Annotated in this window: 13 protein-coding genes; 4 read left to right on the top strand and 9 right to left on the bottom strand. The window is 63.7% G+C overall.

All coding sequences use genetic code 11. From position 1 onward, the window contains the following. Positions 1-50: 50 nt before the first annotated feature. Positions 51-2,990, bottom strand: coding sequence for a GGDEF and EAL domain-containing protein (locus KW824_RS02985; RefSeq protein ID WP_218408860.1), 2,940 nt, complete (start codon positions 2,988-2,990; stop codon positions 51-53). 134 nt (positions 2,991-3,124) lie between these two features. Here KW824_RS02985 and KW824_RS02980 point away from each other — a divergent pair, with 134 nt between their 5' ends. Next, positions 3,125-4,813 (top strand): FAD-dependent oxidoreductase, encoded by a 1,689-nt coding sequence (locus KW824_RS02980; protein ID WP_218408859.1) that lies wholly within the window; start codon positions 3,125-3,127, stop codon positions 4,811-4,813. A gap of 82 nt (positions 4,814-4,895) precedes the next feature. Here the strand turns inward: KW824_RS02980 and KW824_RS02975 are convergent, their stop codons facing one another. The 5 genes from KW824_RS02975 to KW824_RS02955 are packed head-to-tail and all read right to left on the bottom strand — an operon-like array spanning position 4,896 to position 10,063. Beyond that, positions 4,896-5,324: an ion channel gene (locus KW824_RS02975; RefSeq protein WP_171269091.1), complete on the bottom strand. Its 429-nt coding sequence runs from the start codon at positions 5,322-5,324 to the stop codon at positions 4,896-4,898. A 1-nt stretch (position 5,325) separates the two neighbouring features. After that, on the bottom strand, positions 5,326-6,354 hold the full coding sequence (locus KW824_RS02970) for a DUF2955 domain-containing protein (RefSeq protein WP_218408858.1): 1,029 nt from the start codon (positions 6,352-6,354) through the stop codon (positions 5,326-5,328). An 8-nt stretch (positions 6,355-6,362) separates the two neighbouring features. Continuing rightward, the gene (locus tag KW824_RS02965) at positions 6,363-7,454 is read right to left on the bottom strand and encodes an HlyD family secretion protein (RefSeq protein WP_218408857.1); all 1,092 of its coding nucleotides are present in this window, start codon (positions 7,452-7,454) and stop codon (positions 6,363-6,365) included. Next, positions 7,447-8,964, bottom strand: coding sequence for an efflux transporter outer membrane subunit (locus tag KW824_RS02960; protein WP_218408856.1), 1,518 nt, complete (start codon positions 8,962-8,964; stop codon positions 7,447-7,449). Before KW824_RS02960 ends, KW824_RS02965 begins: the two co-directional genes overlap by 8 nt. A gap of 4 nt (positions 8,965-8,968) precedes the next feature. Next, positions 8,969-10,063 (bottom strand): AI-2E family transporter, encoded by a 1,095-nt coding sequence (locus KW824_RS02955; RefSeq protein WP_042649162.1) that lies wholly within the window; start codon positions 10,061-10,063, stop codon positions 8,969-8,971. Positions 10,064-10,562: 499 nt separating this feature from the next. Between KW824_RS02955 and KW824_RS02950 the strand changes: the two genes are divergently transcribed. Together KW824_RS02950 and pbpC are read left to right on the top strand one after the other, a co-directional pair. Next, positions 10,563-15,431, top strand: coding sequence for an alpha-2-macroglobulin (locus tag KW824_RS02950; RefSeq protein ID WP_256351231.1), 4,869 nt, complete (start codon positions 10,563-10,565; stop codon positions 15,429-15,431). A gap of 10 nt (positions 15,432-15,441) precedes the next feature. Beyond that, on the top strand, positions 15,442-17,850 hold the full coding sequence (gene pbpC, locus KW824_RS02945) for a penicillin-binding protein 1C (protein WP_218408854.1): 2,409 nt from the start codon (positions 15,442-15,444) through the stop codon (positions 17,848-17,850). A gap of 72 nt (positions 17,851-17,922) precedes the next feature. Here pbpC and KW824_RS02940 read toward each other — a convergent pair whose 3' ends face one another. Further along, positions 17,923-18,882: a hypothetical protein gene (locus tag KW824_RS02940; RefSeq protein ID WP_218408853.1), complete on the bottom strand. Its 960-nt coding sequence runs from the start codon at positions 18,880-18,882 to the stop codon at positions 17,923-17,925. Between the two features lie 175 nt (positions 18,883-19,057). Between KW824_RS02940 and thiI the strand changes: the two genes are divergently transcribed. Further along, the gene (gene thiI / locus KW824_RS02935) at positions 19,058-20,506 is read left to right on the top strand and encodes a tRNA uracil 4-sulfurtransferase ThiI (protein WP_218408852.1); all 1,449 of its coding nucleotides are present in this window, start codon (positions 19,058-19,060) and stop codon (positions 20,504-20,506) included. A 74-nt stretch (positions 20,507-20,580) separates the two neighbouring features. On the opposite strand, the gene KW824_RS02930 is transcribed toward thiI, so the two are convergent. Both KW824_RS02930 and KW824_RS02925 read right to left on the bottom strand, forming a co-directional pair. Further along, positions 20,581-20,973, bottom strand: a complete 393-nt coding sequence (locus KW824_RS02930) for a hypothetical protein (protein ID WP_218408851.1) — start codon at positions 20,971-20,973, stop codon at positions 20,581-20,583. Between the two features lie 101 nt (positions 20,974-21,074). Continuing rightward, entirely contained in the window at positions 21,075-21,707 is a 633-nt protein-coding gene (locus KW824_RS02925; RefSeq protein WP_025326511.1) for a trimeric intracellular cation channel family protein, read from the bottom strand. Positions 21,708-21,712: the final 5 nt, after the last annotated feature.

Below are 21,712 nucleotides of genomic sequence, written 5' to 3'. Positions count from 1 at the left end.
GTTCGAGCGGTCGTTATTTTATGACATAAAGCCCTATAAATCCTACCTGTTTAGCCGGTTGGGGTGGCACCCAGCAGACTCTCCAGTGCCTTGACGGGAAGCGGGCGGCTGGTCAGGAAGCCTTGATAGTGCTGGCATCCCAGTGCCTTGAGCACGGCCAACTGCTCTTCCTCCTCCACCCCTTCGGCGGTCACGGTGAAGCGAAACACCTTGGCGAGATCCAGAATGGCCTTGACGATGGCCTTGTCCTGCTCGCTGTGCACCAGCGTCTGGATGAAGCTCCTGTCCAGTTTGACCTCATCGGCGGGCAGATCGCGCAAATACGCGAGAGAAGAATACCCGGTACCGAAGTCATCGATGGAGATGAGGATGCCCAGCGCCTTGAGCTGACGGATCTTGGCGATGCTGTCCAACCGGTTTTCCAGCACCACGGACTCGGTGACCTCCAGCAGCAGGCGCGACGGCGGCACCCCGGTATCGCGCAGCACATACTCTACCTGCTGCACGAAGCCAGCGGTGTGGAACTGACGGGCACTGACGTTGACCGACAGATGGGGGATGGCGAGGCCGTTGTTGAGCCAGAAACTGTACTGGGCGCAGGCCGTCTTCATCACCCAGTAGCCTATCTCCTGGATCAGGGTGGTCTCTTCTGCGATGGGAATGAACTCCCCGGGGGGGATCATGGTGCCGTCCATCTTCTGCCAGCGCAGCAGGGCCTCCACGCCCGAGAGGCTGCCGTTGTCGACTCTGTACTGGGGTTGATAGTGCAGCACCAGCTCGTTGTTGCGCAGGGCATCGCGCAGCTGGTTGCTCAGGGAGAGCTTGCTCTTCTCCTTCTCCGCCATGGCCTCGCTGAAGAAGATGTGGTTGCCCTGGCCGGCTCGTTTGGCCATGTGGACGGCGGTGTCGGCCTGCTGCATCAGGATCAGGTGATCCTTGTCATCGTCGCTGAACAGGCTGATCCCCACGGAGGCACTGCAGTGCAGTTTGTGATCGCCGATGTCGAAGGGGAACCGGAAGATCCCCATCAGCTCCCTGGCAAAATGCTCCGCCAGGATCTTGGCGGTGATGTAGCCCTGGCCCAGCGCCGTGAACAGCAGGGCGAATTCGTCTCCCGAGGTGCGGGCCAGCACCAGGTTCTCCTGGGGCAGGGACTTGAGCCGCACCACCACGGCCTGGAGCAGCAGATCACCGCAGGCGTGGCCGAGGGAGTCGTTGATCGACTTGAAGTTGTCGAGATCGAGCAGCAGCAATGCCCCCCACTGTCCGCTCGGGAGCGCAAGGGTGCGCTGCATGATGTCGTTCAGGCTGCGTCTGTTGTAGAGGTCGCACAGATCGTCGTAATAGGCGAGCCGCTCGATGTGGCGGGCCGCCTCCTTCTCCTGGGTGATGTCGTGGAAGCTGCAGACGAAATGGCTGATCTCGTCCTCCTCATCCTTGACGCCACTGACCATGAGCCGTACCGGGAAGAGATGGCCATCCCTGTGCAGGCACTGCTCTTCGCCGAGCCAGTACCCCTGTTCATCGACGGCGGCGATGACCTCCTCCTTCAGGCTGTCGCCATAATAGGTGGGCCGCAGGGCCTCGATATGCTGACCGAGCATCTCATCGTCCCCGAACCCGGTAATGCGGCTGAAGGAGTTGTTGACCTTGAGGATGATGCCGCCATGGTCCATCACCAGCAGACCGTCGTGGGTGTTGAAAGCCACCTCGGCCAGGCGCAGGGCATCGTCGTTGGCGAGGCGCTGCAGCTCGATGGCGGTCCGCTCACGTTGTTCGTAGAGCGCATCGAGCAGGGGCATGGGATCGTCCAGCGGCCCGTCGAGCAGCAGGGTGATCTGACCGAGGGGGGCGCCGCCTTGACCCTGGAGGGGGATGCCGATGTAGGCTTTGGCGTTGAGGGCCAGCAACTGGGTGGCCTGGGGATAGCGCAGGGGCAGATCTTCCACATAGAGGCTCTGGCCGTGCTGGAAGATCTCCCGACCCGGGCCTATTTCCATCCGCATGGGCTTGACCGCGGAGAAGGTCTCTCCTTCCAGCATGCAGCGGGGAATGAGCCAGAGATCCTGGCCGCGCAGCTGAAACTCCCCGAGCCAGCCGATGCGGGCGCCGCTCGCCGTCATGGCCCAGCGCACCAGGGCGCGGCAATACTCATTGCCGGTCTTGCAACTGAGACCGCCTGGCAGGGTGAAGGGGGAGACCTCGGCCACCTCGGGTTCGGGCTGCCAGTGACCCAGCAACTGGGCGCAGTGACGTACCAGCTGCAGCGTCTCTTCGCCGATCAGGGTCGTCTCGGCGTATTCGAGGCTGAGCACGCCGATGAGCTTCTCCTGCTCCAGCAGGGCGCCGTCCAGGCGGGAGCTGACATTGGCATTGGCCAGATAATAGTGCTGGCTCAGCATGGGCTGATGGGCGGCCTCCGAGAAGCTCAGGGCGCCCCGGGTACGCAAGGCCCGGATGTAGCGGCTGTCACCGCGAATGGCACCGACAGAATCCGCATTCAGGGTGAAGACAGGGGTCAGCTGCTCGCTGCCGAGGGGACCATTGGCCTGGTAGTGCCAGAGGATCAGGCGATCGGCCCCCAGGCACTCCCTGAGGCTCTCCAGCATGGCGGCATACTGCTGCTGGCTGGCCATCTGGCTCAGGCGCGGCAGTTGCAGCGACAGGCTGGCCGCGCTCTCCTGGGACTGGGTCTGCAGGCAGATGAGCCAGAAGGCGTCCTGTTCATGGGAGAGGGAGATGTGCCACTGCTGGGCGGCAAAGCGCAACAGCAGCTTGCCCCCTTTGCCGCTGGCCAGCCGCTGCTCTATGGGTTGGCGCAGGGCATCCGGCAATTGAGCCGGCCAGGCGCTGCGGGGCTCATCGAGCCAGTGGAGCGGGGTCTGCATCACATCGGTCAGGGCGACCAGCCGTTGACTACGGGTATCCAGGCGAAAGAACAGGGGGGCCTGGCTGGCTGTCGGGAGATGGCTGAGCGCGGTAGACGACATGAACTGACACTATCCTGTTGAGCAATTGTCGGAGGGCAAGAATACTGCAAATCCGTGGCAAACAAAATTTCATTGAAACCTAAATTAGATTGTTCTAATTTGAACTCAATTTCTCGTTGAGTGGAGTCTTGCAGATGAAACGGATCCTGATTGTGGGTGGTGTCGCGGGTGGTGCATCGGCGACGGCCCGCGCCCGCCGTTTGAGTGAAGAGGCAGAGATAGTGATGTTCGAGCGGGGCGAGTTCGTCAGCTTTGCCAACTGCGGTCTGCCCTATCACATCGGGGGGGATATCCCCAATCGGGATGCCTTGCTGCTGCAGACGCCTTTGAGCTTCAAGCGCCGTTTCAACGTCGATGTGCGGATCTTCCACGACGTGATCGAGATAGACAAGGCGGGCAAGACCCTGCTGGTGCGCAACCTGCAAACCGGTGACGAGCAGCGCGAGCCTTACGATGTGCTGTTGCTGAGCCCGGGTGCTGCACCGATCCGCCCTCCTTTCCCCGGTATCGACAGCCCCCACGTTTATACCCTGCGCAACATCCCGGACATGGATCGCATTCTGGCGGCCCTGCACCACGACAATCCACGCCATGTCACCGTGGTGGGTGGGGGATTTATCGGGCTGGAGATGATGGAGGCGCTGCATCAGCGCAAGCTGGATGTCACCCTGCTGGAGCTGGCCGATCAGGTGATGGCGCCGGTGGACAAGGAGATGGCCAACATGCTTCATGCCCGCATCCGCGAAGAGGGGATCGATCTGCGTCTGCGCACCGGTCTATCAGCCATCGAGAGTCTGGATCTGCCCGCCGAGAAGACGGCAGCCGTGCCCACCGCCAACAGCGGCGGCCTGCGCCTGACCCTCAATGACGGCACCCATCTCGACACCGGTATGCTGATCCTCGCCATCGGCGTCAAGCCCGAAACCCTGCTCGCCGCCAAGGCGGGGCTGGAATTGGGGCCGCGCGGCGGCATCAAGGTCGATGCCGGCATGCGTACCTCGGATCCTTTCATCTTTGCGGTGGGGGATGCGGTGGAGGAGACCGATTTCGTCACCGGCGAATCTGTGCTGATCCCGCTGGCGGGTCCTGCCAACCGGCAGGGACGCATCGCCGCCGACAACATGCTGGGCCGTGCGGAAACCTACAAGAAGACCCAGGGCACCGCCATCTGCAAGCTGTTCGATCTGGCGGTGGCGAGCACCGGTCTGAACGAGAAGCGACTGGTGCAAATGGGTCTGCCTTTCGAGAAGGTTTATGTCCACCCGGGCAGCCATGCCGGTTACTACCCCGGTGCCCACCCGGTCAGCCTCAAGCTGCTGTTTGCTCCCGATGGCAAGATTTATGGCGCCCAAGCCATCGGCAAGGATGGGGTCGACAAGCGCATCGACGTGCTGGCGGTGGCCCAGCGGGCCGGTCTCTCCGTGTTTGATCTGCAGGATCTGGAGCTCACCTATGCACCGCCCTTCGGCTCGGCCAAGGACGTGATCAACATGGCCGGCTTCGTGGCCAGCAACCACTTGAAGGGAGACACCCTGCTCTGCCACGCAGCCGAGGTAGAGGCCCGTCACCCCCATCAGCAGGTGCTGGACGTGCGCAATGGCCCCGAACTCGACAAGCTGGGTCGCATCCCGGGGGCGTTGCACATCCCCCTTGACGAGCTGCGCAGCCGTCTTCACGAGCTGCCCAGGGACAAGGAGCTGCTCATCAGCTGTCAGGTGGGCTTGCGCGGCCACGTGGCCTGCCGCCTGCTGAGCCAGCACGGCTTTCGGGTGAAGAACCTCTCCGGCGGCTTCAAGACCTGGCAGATGGCCTCTGCCGAGTAGGTGGCATGACCCGGATCATTGATCGCGCATAAAAAGGGCCACTCGATGGAGTGGCCCCTGTCTTGCCGTAAGCTGTGCCCGGTCAGGGGGCGCGGTCATTGAGCTGCTTGCGAATATGGTGCTGCAAGACCGCCAGCATGGAGGCGCCGGAGAGGCCTATCATCAGGGCGCCGTTGACCGCTTCCAGCGGTCCGAGCATCTTCCATTGCGGGCTCATGACGATGTCGCCATAGCCCAGGGTGGCGAAGTTGACCCCGGAGTGATAGATGGCCTCCTGCAAGGTGTCGAACTCGCCGAGCCACAGGAAGAGCCCTCCCCAGACGCCGATCTGGGCCAGGTTGCCCAGCATCACCAGAGTGATGGTGCCAAAAAGGGCCAGCATGCCGGCCAGGATACCCTCGCGTTGATTGAACCGCTTGATGTAGAAGCGGATGCACCAGACGGCAACCAGGGATTGCAACAGCATGTTGACCAGGATCACCGGGATGCCGACCATCAAAATGAGAAACATGTCAGTCTCCTAACTTCGCTTCTGCCAGTGGTCGGCCGACCGGCCGCCACTGCTCGAGCAGCAAGATACACAGCCAGCCATAGCCGGCTACCACCAGATAGAGGCCGCAACGCATGGCGGCCGCCAGCCACACATCCTTGCCGGTGGCGCTGTCCTCGATGGCCGGGCCAAACAGGATAAGCGCCGTGATCCAGGCATTGCTCCAGAATGACGGCGGGAAGCGCCCCGCCACCAGTCGCACCAGACGCCGTGCCAGCCAGAAAGTCATCAGGGTCAGCATCAGCACCAGCATCAGCAGCGAGGGCCAGAGGCTGAGTCCCATCCAGAGGGCGAACGCCAGCAGAGCGCCCGCCAGGGTCGAAAGCACCAGCTCCTGGCCCGCCTGTTTGGCGTTGAGGGAGGTGCTCTGCTGGGCCAGCGTCACCGTCTTCATTACCGCCGGAATGTAGAACGCCGGATTGCCGAGGGCCAACAGCCACACCGGCATCACGATGGCGACGGCGCGCAGCGCCAGCCGCTCGGGGTGTTCGGGGGGCGGCGCTGCCGCTCTGGCGGCCGCACCGGCCACCGGCTGAGGGGGGAAGAGTGCATGCGCCATGCGGTTGACCAGGGTGCCTATCAGGATCCCCAGCCCCATCATCTGGGCGATTGCAATGGCAAGGGACTGCTCGATGAGACCGGCCACCGGGATCACCGTGATGGCCATGATGAGCAACATGGCGGCGGCCCCCTTGCCAGCCATCGCCTGCTGCATCAGCAGGTAGAGCAGCAAGCCGACAAGCAGCACGGCCGCCAGGGCATAGTGGGTCAGCAGCGGGACCAGCAGCACCCCGGAGGCCATGATCCCCAGCAGCAGGATCCCCCCCGCCAGCCCCTTCTTCAGGCCGAGCGGCTCCCCGGGTCGGCACAGCACCACCCAGGCCATGATGACGCCGAGATGGGGCATCGGCAGGGCCAATCCGTAACAGATCCCCGTTGCGAGTCCGATGCCCGTGCCAATGCGCAGTACAGCCCTGTCGGCGTTATGCATGTGGCGCCTCAATAGAGGAAGGAGAAGAGGCTCATCAGCCGGATATAGAGTGCCCCCAGGAGGTGCATCACCCCGCTCTCGCCGGTGTAGACCAGCACATCAACCTGGCCGCCGACCCGCAGCGCCTCGACCGGCGGAAAGTCGTCGCCCTGGAAGGCAATCTTGACCGGGAAACGCTGGGCCTGGCGCAGCCAGTCCCGGTTGTTGTCGACCGTGGGCAGGGCTCCGGCTGGCTGGCTCTTGCCGTCGCCCACCCCGTAGCCGACGCTGCGAACCTCGCCCTTGAACAGGCGTCCGGGCAGGCTGTCGAGCAGGATGGCGACCTTGTCCCCCGGCCGAATGTTGCCGAGGTTGTTCTCCGTCAGATCGGCCGATACCCAGACGTCGTGGATGGCGATCAGGGTCATGGCCGGTGCGCCTGCCCCGATGAACTGGCCTGCATCTGTGCTCAAGTCGGTGATGAGCCCCCGACCCGGCGCCACCACTCGGGTGTTCTGGCGATCCAGCTCTGCCTTGTGTACCGCCGAGCGAGCGCTGAGCAGCTGGGAGTTGTCATCGCCGCTCGCCCCGGCGGCCTCGATGGCGCGGCGGACGTCGGCTTCGGCTGCCGCCACCTGGCTCTTTGCGGTCTCGCGGCTGGCCTGGGCGACCTCGAGGCGACGCACCGAGATGGCGCCCGGATCCTCCCGATAGAGTCGCTCCTGGCGTTCGGCGTCCTTGGCCGCGTTGTCATAGGCGGCACGCATGGCCATCAGGGCTGCCTCTGCCGCCTTGACCCCTTCGGTGTTGGCCTTGACGCCGCTCAGGACCGTCTGGTAATCGGATCTAGCCTTGGCCAGGGCGATGTCATAGGGTTCGGGGTCGATGTCGAACAAGGGGGATCCTGCTTCCACGTCCTGATTGTCGCGCACATGGACCTTCTGGATCTGGCCGGACACTTGGGCGGCAACGGGGACCACGAAGGCCTGCACCCTGGCCTGGGAGCTGTAGGGGGTCAACCGATCGGCCAGCAGATACCAGGTGAGCAGGAGGAGGATTGCAACCAGCAGCCCGAGGGTGGCGCGGCGGCTGGCCTGGCCGGGAGACGCTGTGTCAGTCATGGGAGCTTGCCTTCTGTGTCATGGGGGAGTGGGTTGCGTCGAGCAGGGGAGCCCAGTCGGCGCGTGTGCGCAGCTGGGCCTCCACCTCGGGGGTTACCAAGGGACGCTCTCGCCCCTGTTCCCAACCACCACCCAGTGCCTTGTAGAGCGTGATGAGGTCGCGCATCCGGGCGCCACGGCTGTTGACCAGGCGCTCCTGCTGGTTGAACAGGGCGCGCTGGGAGTCGAGGACCCGCTGGAAGTCCGCCATCCCCTCGCGATACTGGGTGTTGGCGATCTCGAGGGAGCGACGGGCGGCCTCGCCGGTCTGGGTCAGCAGGGCTATCTCGTCCTGACCGTTGGCGTAGGCCACGGCCGCATCATCCACCTCGCGGGCCGCCTTGAACACGCTGTCGCGATAGCGTTCGTGCAGCTGCTGGAAGCGGGCGTCCTGCACCAGGATCTGGTTGCCGAGCCGTCCCTGATCGAGCAGGTTCCAGCTGAGCGAGGGGCCGACAGCCCAGGAGAAGGTGCCACTGTCCCCATTGGTGGCGTTGACGCCCAGGGTGCCGAGCAGGGTGATGGACGGGTAGAGCTCGCTCTCGGCCACCCCGATCAGGGCCGACTGGGCGGCCAGCTGCCGCTCCGCGATCCGCACGTCGGGACGACGACGCAGCAGATCTGCCGGCATCTCGGTGACCAGGGCCAGCTCACCCTGGGGGATCTTGCCTGTGTCTGAACCCATCTCGGGCAGGGGGCCCGGGGGTCTGGCGAGCAGGGTCGAGAGGGCGTTCTGACTCTGACGCAGGTTGGTTTCGAGTTGCGGAATGCCGGACAGGGTGCCGAGGTACTGGGTCTTGGCCTGCTGCACGTCCAGCTCGGCGCTGTTGCCGCTCTTGAACAACCGTTCGGTGATCTCCAGGCTGCGCCGCTGGATGCGGGCATTCTCCCGTGCGATGTGGAGTCTGGCTTCCAGGGTGCGGATGCTCACATAGAGCTGGGCCACCTGGGCGGCCATCAGCACCTGGATGTCATCATACTGGGCCAGGGTGGCGAAGTAGTTGGCATCCGCGGCCTCGATGCCGCGTTCGAACTTGCCCCAGAAGTCGAGTTCCCAGCCGAGATTGAACCCGGCACCATAGCTGCTGCCGGCACTGCTGTGACCATTGCGGGTCTGCCCGGCTTGCAGCAGCTCGCCTGTGCCCACGGTGGCCTGAGGGCCGAGCAGGCTCTCGGCGATGCCGAGCTGGGCCTGGGCCTCGAGGATCCGCAATCCGGCGATCCTGACATCCGGATTCTTTCGCAGCGCCTCCAGCACCAGGGCACTGAGCACGGGATCGTGCAAATTGTCCCACCATTGGCGATAGTCGGCGGCCGAGAGCGCAGCTTGGCCCTCGCTGGCGCTGTGCCAGCCTGCCATTTCGTCGACTCTGGGGGACTGATAGTCTGGGCCGAGCACGGTGCAGGCACTCAGCAACAGGCATGCGCCCCCCGTGATCAGGGGGCGCATGGCGTGGCGTTGGACGGTCATGGGACTATTTTTCCGCAGCAGCCAGCCCTTCGTTGACCCAGGCCATGAAGATGCGATAGCCGATGGAGAGCAGGGTGGCACCGATGAACATGCCGAGGATGCCATTGGTTGCCATGCCGCCGAGGGCGCCCAGCAGCACCACCGGCATGGGGGCATCGACCCCGCGCCCCAGCAGCAGCGGTTTGAGGACGTTGTCGGCCATGCCTGCGACGATCAGCAGGACGCTGTAGATGATGTTCACCAGGGTGCCGTGATCGCCAGCGCTCCACATGTAGGCGATGGCCGGGCCGGTCACCAGAATGACGGGCACCTGGGCGATGCCGAGGATCAGCGCCAGGACGAAGAAGATGCCGACCGCCGGGATCCCCGCCAGCATCATGACGATCCCCGCCAGCAGCGCCTGGATGAAGGCGACCCCGATGACTCCCTGGGCCACGGCTCGAATGGTGCTGGTGCACAGCTTGGTCAGCGCCAGCCCCTTGCGTTCATCCGTGATGCGCATGGCGATGCGATCGGCGCTCAAGGCGCCCGGAGCCCCCCAGGCCATCATGATGCCGGCCACGATGAAGGAGGCGACAAAGCCGAGCAAGCCTCCCCCCATGCTGGCGAGGATGCCGACAACCTTCTTGGCCAGATCCCCAAGCTGTGGCTTGTAGCTGATGATGAGGCTGGGCAAGTCCACCGAGGCTTTCAGCCAGACGGCATGGAGCTTGGCTCCCACCAGCGGGATGTTGGCTGTGTCAGGGGAGGGGGCCGGGATGACCAGGGTGTTGTTTTCCACCTTGTCAACCAGGGCGCTGACGCTGTCCCCCAGGGAGCTGACCATGACGACGGTGGGCGCCACGATGAGCAGCACCCCCAACAATACCAGCAGGGTGGAGGCCCGGCCCTGTTTACCGCCCAGGCGTGCGGCGAAGCGCTGGTGGAGGGGATAGAGGGTCACGGCCAGGATCAGGGCCCACAACATCATGTTCATGAAGGGAGAGAACACGGTAAAGCAGAAAGAACCCAGTGCCAGGATAAGGCCAAACTTGATGAACATATCCAGGAATCTGGCAACCAATCTTTTTTCGACGATGGACAGGTCGTTATTTTCCATTCTGGTATGACTCCGACGGGGGATGAGCACACAACCATGCTGGCCTGACATGTGCGTCGGGCCAGCAGGCGGGTTGTACAGTAATAAATAACTCTGAGATCAGAGTGGGGGGGCCCTCTGACTTTGCCCATGGTTTATTTAAGGCATGGGCAATCCATGTAAAAAGAATATTTAACTGGTTGAAATTTGGTTGGTTCGCTCAACAGCGCCAGTAAGGCAAGAGAATAAAGAATCCCCCCATGCCGCACAAGCAAACTGTTGTTCCCAGTTTAGCCTGCGTTCAGAAAATGGGGGGAGTTTGCCTATACAAAATAGCATTCAAAGAGATAGTCTCGAATGGAAAATATTGTTGCCGGCTCATGAGCGGGTATTTCTGCTGTCACGGGGTGTAGTGATGGATGAAGTGTCCGCAGCACTGAGCTTTGTGTTAATGGGAACGACGTTTTATCCTATTGACTCCTGTGCTGCGCTGGCGGCGACTCAACCCGGGATGACCTCTATGCACCTCCTCAAGCCCTCTGCTGTGCCTCGCCTCCTTCGTTTGCATCCTTCCTGGTCAGCTTGGTTATTAGTGGGGCTTGGTACTCTGCTGAGCGGTTGCGGCCCTGACAAGCCTGTCAGCCAAGTACCGACCACGGAATCCACAGCCCAGCAGGAGGCCGGGACGCCTGGCTCGGTTGTGCAAGCTAACACCCGCCAATATCGCGATGCCCCGGCGCTGGCGCTGGTCTTCTCCGGCCCATTGGCACCCAAGGCAAACTGGCAGAGCTGGCTAGCGGTGAGCGAGGGGGGCAAGCAGGTGCAGGGGGAGTGGATCCTCGCCGACGATGGTCGCACCCTCTATTTTCCGAATGTGCAACCCGACAAGAGCTATGAGGTGAGCCTCAAGGCGGGGCTGGGCCCATCCCCCCAGAGTTGGACCCTCAAGACTCGCCCGCTGGAGGCGGGGGCCTCCTTTACCGCCAGCGGCATGGTGTTGCCGCTGCGTCAGGAGCTGCGCCTGCCCATCAGCGCGGTGAACGTAGATGAGGTCAATATCGATTTCTTCCGGGTCGATGCCGAGTATCTGCCCCGTTTTCTGGCCGAGTATCGCCCCGGCTCCGGCATGGGCAACTGGGAGCTTGAGCAGATCACCCAGCGCGCCAAGCGGGTGTTCAGCGGCCGCTACGCGCTGGAGCTCGATGCCAACCGGCGCGAGACCCGCCTCATCAATGTGAAGGAGCCGCAGCTGGCCGAGGCTGGCGTCTACTTTGCGGTGATGTCGCCCCTTGGCAACTATGACTGGCGCAAGGAGACGACCTATTTTGCGGTGAGCGACATGGGGCTCAGCGCCCGCCGTTACCGCGATCAGCTGGAGGTGTTCGTCAGCTCCCTGGCCAGCGCCGACCCGCTCAAGGATGTGCAACTCTCTCTGCTCGACGAGAAGGGCAACCGGCTGCAGGTGCAAAATACCGATCCGCAAGGTCATCGCCGCTTCGATCAGGTGCAGGGGGCCCGCCTGCTATTGGCCGAGCAGGGCAACCATCTGGCAGTGCTGCGCCTCGATGGTGCGGCGCTCGATCTCTCTACCTTTGATCTCGGTACCCAGCCCTGGCAGGCCCAGCAGCTCTATTTGTTCAGCGGGCGCGACCTCTATCGCCCCGGCGAGCGGCTCGACAGCGAGATCCTGCTCAAGGGCCAAGATGGCCAGCTGCTGTCGGGTATGGCGGTAGAGCTGGAGGTGAAACAGCCGGACGGTCAATTGCTCGAACAGAAACGGCTGCTGCCGGATAGCCTTGGCGCTGCCCACTACGGTCTGCGCCTGCCGGACGATGCGCCGCTCGGGCGCTGGACCATCAACCTCAAGACCGCCGCCGGCAGCCGCTTCGAGTGGCCTTTCTTGGTGGAGGAGTTCTTGCCGGAGCGGCTGAAACTGCAGCTTGGCAAGGGGCCGGATGGGGACGTGACGGATCTGGATGCCTCTCTTACTCTGCCGCTGCAAGGGGACTATCTCTATGGAGCCCCGGCGAGCGCTACCAAGGCCAAGGCGGAGGTGAAAATCAGCCGCGCCACCATGCCCTTTACCCAGTGGCAGGAGTTCACTCTGGGGGACGTGCTGCTCGCCGAGCAGGCCAGGGATCTTGAGCCGCGAAGTCTCACCCTGGATGCGCAGGGGCAGGGGGCTTTTTCGCTGGCTGATGAACTCGATGGGGTGCGCGGTCTCGGGCCGCTGGAGGTGGCCTATCGGGTCTCCCTTTCCGAGCCCGGTGGCCGCGCCGTCAATCGCAGCCGCACCCAGTATGGCTGGCCCGCGGGCAGCCAGTGGCCGGCACTCAAGGCCGACTTTGTGGCGGATCGGGTAGAGGGGGGAAAGCCGCTTCCCTTCCAGATCCTCAACCTCGATGACAAGGGGCAGCCGGTGGCGGGGGCGGTGAAGGTGCGCCTTGTCAACGAGTACCGCGATTACTACTGGCACTACGCCGATGGGGAGGGGTGGAAGTACGAATTCAACAGCCAGCCCTATCTGGAGCAGGAGCAGACCCTGCAGCTCGATGGCAAGGGGCCGACCCCGCTCACGCTGCAACTGGCGGCGGGCTGGTATCGATTGGAGGTGGAGAACAGTCAGGGCCATCAATCGAGCCTGCGAGTGGAGATCGGCAGTTACGCCTGGGGCGGTGGTGGCGAGCAGGCGCGGCCCGACAAGATTGCCATCACCCTCGACAAACGCGCCTATCAGGCGGGCGACGAGGCAAAAGTGACCCTGGTGGCCCCGCACCCCGGCAAGGGGTTGCTGCTGGTGGAAGATGGCGACGGCCTGCGCTGGTGGCAGCGTATCGAGCTCAAGGGTGCCGGTGGCGATGCCAAGGATGCCCGCGGCGAGTTCGAGATCCCGGTCAGCCCCGAGTGGCAGCGTCATGATCTGCACATTTCGGCCCAGATCGCCGCGCCAGACAGCGCCTCCAAACCGGTCAGCAGCCAGCAGGGACAGAGCTTGCGCTCGGTCGGACTGGTGCCGCTCACCCTGGACCGGGAAGCGCGCCGTCTGCCGCTTACCCTGAGCGCGCCTGATAAAGCGGTGCCGCTCACCCGACTGGAAGTAACCGCCACCTCCACCCCCAATAGCCAAGGCCGTGTGGTGCTGGCGGCGGTGGATCGGGGCGTGCTCAATATCAGCGACTATCAACCCCTCGACCCGTTCGAGATCTTCTTTGGTCGCAAGCGCTTCGCCCAAGATTTGTTCGACAACTACGGCCAGGTGATCCCGCCGCAGGATGGCAAGCTGGCCCGCCTCAATTACGGCGGCGATCGGGCGCCGCTGAAAAAGGGTGGCGCGCTGGAGAGCCGGGTCGAAGTAGCCGCGCTTTGGAGCGGCGAGGTGAGTTTTGATGAGAGCGGCAAGGCGGTGATCCCGCTCGATCTACCCAACTTCAACGGCGAGCTGGCGCTGATGGCGCTGGCCTGGAACGAACAGCAAGTCGGCGAGGCCGAGCGCGCCGTCAAGGTGGTGGCGCCCTTGGTGGCCGAGATCGGCTGGCCGCGCTTTGGCGCCAGAGGCGATGAGACCCGGGCGCTGGTGCAACTGCGCAACATGAGTGGCGAGGATCAGACCCTCTCCCTTGCCTGGACCCTCAACGGTGGGCTGAAAGCAAACGGCGAGCTGCCCCGCACCCTTGCCCTTAAAAACGGCGAAGAGCAGTGGCTGACCCTACCGCTCACCGTGACCGGGGCGAGCGGCGTGGCAAGCCTGCAGTTGGCGGCCAGCGGCAAGGATTTTGCCATCAGCCGCGACTGGACTTTGCCGCTGCGCTCCCCCTGGCCGGCCGAGACTCGCCAGCGCTACCAGATGCTTGCTCCCGGCCAGCAGATGAGCTTTGCGCCAGCTGAGCTGACCGGGCTGGATCGCGCCAACCTGCAGGGGCTGCTCAGCCTCTCCGGCACCCCGCCCTGGGATCCGGCAGCCCAGTGGCAGGCGCTGGCCGACTACCCCTACGCCTGTCTGGAGCAGACCCTGTCACGGGCCTGGCCTTACTTGCTGACCACGGCCGATGAGCGGGCCGCCTGGAGCAAACCCGCAGAGGGCAAGAAAGCGGCGAGTGAGGCGGATGTGCAACGCGCCCTGCTGCAGCGGCTGCAGCGGTTGCAACTGCCCAGCGGTGGCTTTGGCCTCTGGGATGGTCGCTCCGACGAGGAGCAGTGGCTCACCGCCTATGCCGCCGATTATCTGCTGGCGCGCAAGGAGGCGGGTGACGCAGTGCCGGAGGCGATGCTCAATCAGTCTTTGAACCGGCTGCAAAGCTATCTTACCGACAGCCAGTATGGTGAGCGCTGGAGCAGTGCCCCCGAGCACAGCCGGCTGGCCTATCAGGCCTACAGCGCCTATGTGCTGGCCCGGGTGGGCAAGGCACCGCTCGCTACCCTGCGACTTATCTGGGAGCAGCAGGCCGATCACGCTCGCTCCGGTTTGCCGCTGCTCCACCTCTCGCTGGCGCTCTCGGCCATGGGGGATGAGCAGAACGCCGCCAAGGCCCTCAGCCGGGCATTGGCGACCGAACGCGGGGATGACTATCTGGGGGATTACGGCTCACCGCTGCGCGATCAGGCCCTTGAGCTCTCCTTGCTTCGTCAGCACAAGCTGGCTGCGGAGCGCTGGCCTGATCTCAGCGCCAAGGTAGCCGATACCCTGGCCCATCGTCAGTGGCTCAGCACTCAGGAGCGGCTCGCTCTGTTGCGACTGGCCCGTTTCGATCCTGCCGTCGACTGGCAGGCCAAGGTAACTTCCTCTCTTGGCAGTGGATCCCTGAGCGGTTCGGCTCCGCTACAGCAGGGTGCCCCCGAGGCACTGGCGGCGAGCACCGTCACCAACGAGGGCAAGGGATCCCTCTATGTACAGCACACTCTGGTCGGTTACCCCGAACAGGCACCGGCACGGATTAGCAAAGGGATGAGTGTGACCCGCAGCTGGTTCAACAGCGACGGTCAGCGTTTTGACCCGGCCAAGGTGAAGGTGGGTGATCTGGTGGTGGTGCGGCTCAACGTCAGCAGTGAATCGGCGGTGCCCGATGCCCTGCTGGTGGAGATGGTGCCCGCTGGCTTCGAGCTGGAGAACCCGGCTCTTGGTAACAGCATCAAGCTCGAAGAGCTCTCCATCGAGGGGAAACCGGCGTGGCAGAGCGAGTGGAACGACTACCTCAAGCATCAGGAGTTTCGCGATGACCGCTACACGGCGGCGCTGGATCTGAGCGCGGGGAGCAACCAGCAGCTGGTCTACCTGATACGGGCGGTGACGCCGGGCCGCTATCAGGTACCGCCGACCCAGGTGGAGGATATGTACCGCCCCGAGCTGCGGGCTGTGGGTGAGGATATCCATGAGGTAACTATCTCTGAGTAGCTGGCGCTTGATGAGTCGCAGACGCCCTCTGAGTAATGTTCCCTCCCTTGAGCGGGTTCGCCCGCTCACCCGTTGGCTGCGTGGTTGGCTGAAATTAGGTCGCACTAGCCGCACTAGCCGCGCTGGCTGGCGCTGGCTTGGTCGTTTGCCACGCTGGCTGCGTTTCTCGGTGATGGGAGTTGTAGCACTGCTCCTGTCATTGCTGGCGCTGGATCGACTCTTTCCGCCGCCGCCACTCGACCCTGCCTATGCGCGGGTGGTGCTCGACATGAAGGGGCGGCCGCTGCGGGCCTTTGCCGATACCAGCGGCGTGTGGCGCTACCCCGTGACGCTGGAGCAGGTCTCCCCTCGCTATATCGAGGCGCTGCTGGGCTACGAGGATCGCTACTTTTGGCGTCATCCCGGGGTCAATCCGGTGGCCATGGTGCGCGGGGTCTGGCAGTGGCTGCGCTATGGGCGCGCCGTGTCGGGCGGTTCGACCCTCACCATGCAGGTGGCCCGCCTTATCGAGCCCTACCACAGGAGCGTGCCCGGCAAGCTGCGCCAGATGGCCCGTGCGCTGCAACTGGAGTGGCACTACGACAAGCGCACCCTGCTCACCGTCTACCTCAACCGGGCGCCCTTTGGCGGCAACCTGGAGGGGGTGCAGGCGGCAAGTTTTGCCTATCTCGGCAAGAGCGCGGCCAAGCTGACCTATGCCGAGGCGGCGCTGCTGGCAGTGCTGCCGCAGGCCCCCAGTCGCAACCGGCCGGATCGCCACCCCGAGCGGGCCCGCACCGCCCGTGACAAGGTGATGCAGCGACTGGTGGCGCAGGGTGTCTGGCCCGAGCAGGTGTGGTTGGAGGGGCGCATCGAGCCGGTGCTGGCCCGCGGTCACTTCACGCCGATGGAGGCGCCGCTGTTTGCCCGCCTCGCCGCCGACCATCAGGCCGGGGCGCTGGTGCACACCACCATCGACGGCGATCTGCAGCGTTGGCTGGAGGGGCGGGTGGCGAGCTATATCCGTCGCTTCCCCGAGCAGACCTCCGCCGCCCTGCTGCTGGTAGACAACAAAACCATGGCGGTGCGCGCCTATGTGGGCAGCGCCGAGTATGGCAATTTGCGCCGCCACGGTTACCTCGACATGGTGCAGGCGATCCGCTCTCCCGGCTCCACCCTCAAGCCTTTTATCTACGGTCTGGCCATGGACGAGGGGCTGGTGCATTCGGCCTCCCTGCTCTCCGATGCGCCGAGGCTGGGCTCTGAGTATCGTCCCGCCAACTTTTCTGGCGCCTTTCAGGGGCCGGTGACGCTCGCCCAGGCGCTGCAGCAATCCCTCAACGTGCCGGCGGTACAGGTGCTGGAGGCACTTGGGCCGGACAAGCTGGTCAGCCGCCTCGACAACGCCGGGGTGCGGCTGGCGCTCTCCGACAAGCCCAATCCGGCCATTGCGCTGGGAGCGGCGGGCATTCGGCTCGAGCAGCTGGTGGCGCTCTACAGTGCGCTGACCCGAGAGGGGCAGGTGGCGATGCCGGTCTGGCTGGCGGGGCAGCAGGCGGTGTCACGCCCCTTGCTGAGCCCGGGGGCCGCCTGGATCATCTGGCAGATATTGAGCGCGCAGGGGCGGGCGGACCAGCCCTTTGCCAGCGAGGCGACTGGCCGGGTCAATCGACTGGCCTGGAAGACTGGTACCAGCTATGGCTATCGCGACAGCTGGGCGATGGGGGTCTCCGGTCGCTGGACCATCGGCGTCTGGCTGGGGCGCCCCGACGGCACTCCCATGCCCGGTTTTTACGGCCAGAGCGCGGCGGTGCCGCTGCTGCTCTCGGTCTACTCGCGGCTGGCTGACAACAGCCCCTTGCCGGCGCAGCCCAACACGGTGAGCGAAGCCGAGATCTGCTGGCCGCTGGGGCGCAAAATGAGCGCGACCCTGCCTGAAGGCTGTTTGCAGCGCCAGAGTGCCTGGTTGTTGGAAGGACGTGATCCTCCCACCTTGCCGGATCCCATGGACTGGCCCTCGCCGCTGCGTCAGGTCGCACTGACCGCCGCGGGCAAGCCGACCTTGGCCCGCTGCCAGGATGCGGCGCAATCCGCTTTTCGGGCGCTCTGGCCATTGTCACTGGAGCCATGGCGAACGCCCGGCGAGCGGCGGCAGGCGCTGCTGGCAAGTGGGTGTGCAGGGGAGGAGCAAAGCGCCGAGCTGCAGGCCCCCATTCGCATCCTGGCGTTGGGGGAGGGCAATCTTATCCGCAGCCAGCGCTATCGGCTGCAGCCCAAGGTGCTGGGCGGTGTCGGCAAGCCGGCCTGGTTTCTCAACGGACAGCGGCTGCGCTGGGATGGGGATCAGGTGCTGAGCGAGGCGGGGCGCTACCAGCTGGTGGTGGTGGACGAGGCGGGCAACAGCGATCGTATCGAGTTTCGGTTGGAGAACCCCTCCTGAGAGAGGCGAGTCAAAGGGGCTACCCGTTCAGGGCGACAATATTTTGACGGCAGCCTCTGTGCCTAAGCTGGCTCAGGGTTTGACCTGACCCAGCCGGGTGAAGAAGTGCTGGCTCTTGCGCTGGTGGAAGTGGCTCTTCTTGATGGGATGGAAGACCAGAGTGCTGTCGGGATGACTCTCCTTGAGCCTGTGGATCATCGCCATGGCGGGCAATGAGCAGCTGACCAGGGTGGTGAGTGGCAGGCTGCGGGTCTCCGGGCCCAGCAGCTGGTTGAGCCCCTGCTGCGCCTGCTCGAAGCGGGCCAGTATCGCAGGGTCGGCGTAGCCGCTGCCAAGCATGGCGAGCAGGGCATCCAGAGCCTGGTGGAAGGCCGCCAGCTGCTGGCGAAAACCGCTGCGCCCGCGCAGGGCAATCAGCTCCGCAAAGGAGATCTCGGCGAGGTGAGTGGGCACTTGCAGCGGGATCTCGAGGTGGAAGCAGTCCTGCCCGCCGCGGTTGTGGTAGCGGGATTCGAGCAGGTGAAGCAGCCGGTCCAGATAGTCGTGATCCGTGATGAGGGCCCCCTCATTGGCGAGCGCCCACTCACGGGCGAGACGCATGGAGAGCAGGTTGGCGAAGCGCCGCGCCATTCTGATCCCCCCATCATCCTGGGTCGCAAAGCCCTGGCTCAGGCAAAAACCGTGCAGCCGCTCCAGACCAGGCTGGGCGGGGCAGAAGCAGTCGTGGTTGGCACGCTGGCGCCAGCGCGTGATCAGCTCCTTGTTGCCAAACACCTTGTGGCGGACGAAGTCGGGGGCGACAAGACCGGCAATCTGGCTCTCGACCTGGGGCGTGATATTGGCGAAGAAGGCGGGCTCGGGCGGCTCGGCCAGCAGGTCGCTCTGCTGGCGCAGGGTATCGAGCAGGGCGGTGAGGCCGCTCTTCTCGCTGACGGTGAAGACGAAGGCGAGCCGCTCCAGATAGATAAGAGCAAACTTGAGCCAGAGTTCATCCCGTACTTCCATGCCGGGGTAGTAGATATGGGTCTTCATCGGATCGTCAGGGTTCAAGCCGGTGGCCAAGGCGCAGGCTCGGGAATATACGCAAGATTGCCGCCTTGCGGCAAACATTGCGTGGGAAAATATGCCGTCGCCTGGCCAGTAGGCGCTGGCGCCAAACTTCTGATATAATTCGCGCCCTTAAATCAAGGCCACCCGAGTCAACACCATGAAGTTCATTATCAAGCTGTTCCCCGAAATCACCATCAAGAGCAAGTCAGTGCGTCAGCGTTTCACCAAGATGCTGCAGGGCAACATCCGTAACGTGTTGCGCCGCTTTGACGAAGACGCCCGTGTGCGGATGGACTGGGATAAGCTGGTAGTGAGCTCCCGCAACGATCAGTTCCACGCCCGGTATCTCGAGACCCTGGCCTGTATCCCGGGCATCCAGTACTTCCTCGAAGTGAAGCTGAGCAACTTTACCGATCTGCACGACATCTTCGAGCAGACCCGCGCCGTCTGGGGCGATCGCCTGAAAGGCAAGACCTTCTGCGTGCGCGCCCGTCGCGTCGGCAAGCACGACTTCAGCTCCCTGGAGCTGGAGCGCTATGTGGGTGGCGGCCTCAACCAGCACTGTGAAACTGCCGGTGTGCGCCTTAAAAAACCCGATATCCAGGTCAACTTGGAAGTGGAAAACGACGAGCTCTACATCATCAGTGCGGTCCACCACGGCGTGGGAGGCTTCCCCATGGCGACCCAGGAGGACGTGTTGAGCCTGCTCTCCGGCGGCTTCGACTCCGGCGTGGCCTCCTACCAGTTCATCAAGCGCGGCTGCCGCGTGCACTACTGCTTCTTCAATCTGGGGGGCGCCGCCCACGAGATCGGTGTCAAGCAGGTCGCCTATTACCTGTGGAACAAGTTCGGTGCCTCCCACAAGGTGCGTTTCACCGCCATCGACTTCGAGCCCGTGGTGGCCGAGATCCTCGAGAAGATCGATAACGGTCAGATGGGGGTGGTGCTCAAGCGGATGATGATGCGTGCCGCCGGCCAGGTGGCGGACACCTTCCAGATCCCGGCCCTGGTGACCGGCGAATGTGTGGGCCAGGTTTCCAGCCAGACCCTCACCAATCTGAACGTCATCGATCGGGTGACCGACAAGGTGATCCTGCGTCCCCTCATCACTTGGGACAAACCTGACATCATCAGCGAGGCCCGTCGCATCGGCACCCTGGAGTTTGCCGAGACCATGCCGGAGTATTGCGGCGTCATCTCCAAGAAGCCGACCGTGAAGGCCGAGCTCTCCCGCATCGAGGCGGAAGAGGCCAACTTCGACTTCGCCATCCTGGACAAGGTGGTGAGCGAGGCGCGTTACCTCGACATCCGTCGCATCGGCGAAGAGACTGCCGCCCAGGTGCAGGAGGTGGAAACCACCCAGGTGCTGGCCGCCAACGAAGTCATTCTGGACATCCGCTCCAGTGATGAGCGCGACGAAAAGCCGCTGGTGGTGGAAGGACGCGAAGTGCTGCACATCCCCTTCTTCAAGCTGGCAACCGCCTTTGGCGATCTGCCCAAGGAGCAGACCTACCTGCTCTATTGCGATCGCGGCGTGATGAGCAAGCTGCAGGCGCTCTATCTCAAAGAGCAGGGCTTTGACAACGTCAAGGTGTACCGCCCCTGATAGCTGTGTGCATTCGCCCATAAAAAAATCCGGCCAAGATGCCGGATTTTTTTATTTCACATGTTCGGTGATGATCAGGGGCAGGGGACGGGGGTAAAGGTCTCCTGGCCCTGACAGCGCCAGCCCATCTCGGCCTGACGCATCTGCCACAGATTGTTGCTGCGAAACAGGGTCAGGATGTAGAGCATGTCGCTCTTCTGGCCATCGAGGGCCACCGAGAGCACCAGATCGTTGTCCAACTGCTGGGCATGGATGCGGGTGGGCACGTCTTCATGACCCACGAAGCGGCGAGCCACTTCGCGATAGTCGTTGACCCAGCCCTGCTGACTGCTGTTCGCCTGACGTATCTGCTGGTTGAACTGCTGCACCGGGGTGGATGCCAGGCGTCCGAACAGGGCCTGCGCCCCCGCATGAGCCGCTGCCACCATCATCAGAATCAGTGTGGTAATGAGCCCAAGTTTTTGCATGAGGTAATCCGGCTTGAAACGACCACTCTATGACAACAGAAAAGCGGGCTTGGTTCAATCTTGCCCCCGCAAGGGTGGGATCTCGCCCACCCAGACCCGGTTCAGTTGCGCTGCAACGAGAAGGTCGGCAGGGAGAGGTGCCAGTAGATGGCGGCCACGCGCAGGCCAAAAACGGCCGTCATGCAGATGAGCATGGCGGTGACCCTGTCCATGTTGACCTCCAGCGCCAGGGTATAGAGGATGCCCCCCAGGATGCAGGCGGTGGCGTAGATCTCCTTTTGCAGCACCATGGGCACTTCCCGGGCCAGCACGTCACGGATCATGCCGCCCGCAACCCCCGTCATGGTGCCCATGAGCACCGCAATCAGTCCCGAGGTGCCGAAGTTGAGCGCCTTCTGGGCACCAATCACGGTAAAGAGCGCGAGCCCGAAGGCGTCGGCCACCGGCAGCACATACCAGGGCATGCGGCGGGGCAGCTTGACCATCCACATGCCGATGAGCGCCGTGGCGATCACCACCCAGATATAGAGGGGGTCGCGTACCCAGAATACCGGGGTGGCGCCCAGGATCATGTCACGTATGGTGCCACCACCGATGGCAGTCACCGCCGCCAGCACCATGACGCCGAAGCCGTCCATTCTGAGGCGCCCTGCCACCAATACCCCCGAAAACGCGAATACCGCAGTACCAAACATGTCGCTGATGTAAACAATCTGCTCAACCAGTGTCTGCATGGAGA

The sequence above is a fragment of the Aeromonas sp. sif0611 genome, assembly GCF_019218845.1.
Taxonomy (GTDB): Bacteria; Pseudomonadota; Gammaproteobacteria; order Enterobacterales; family Aeromonadaceae; genus Aeromonas; species Aeromonas media.
Note: the sequence above shows the minus strand (reverse complement) of the source record. Positions and strands in the feature narration are given on the sequence as shown.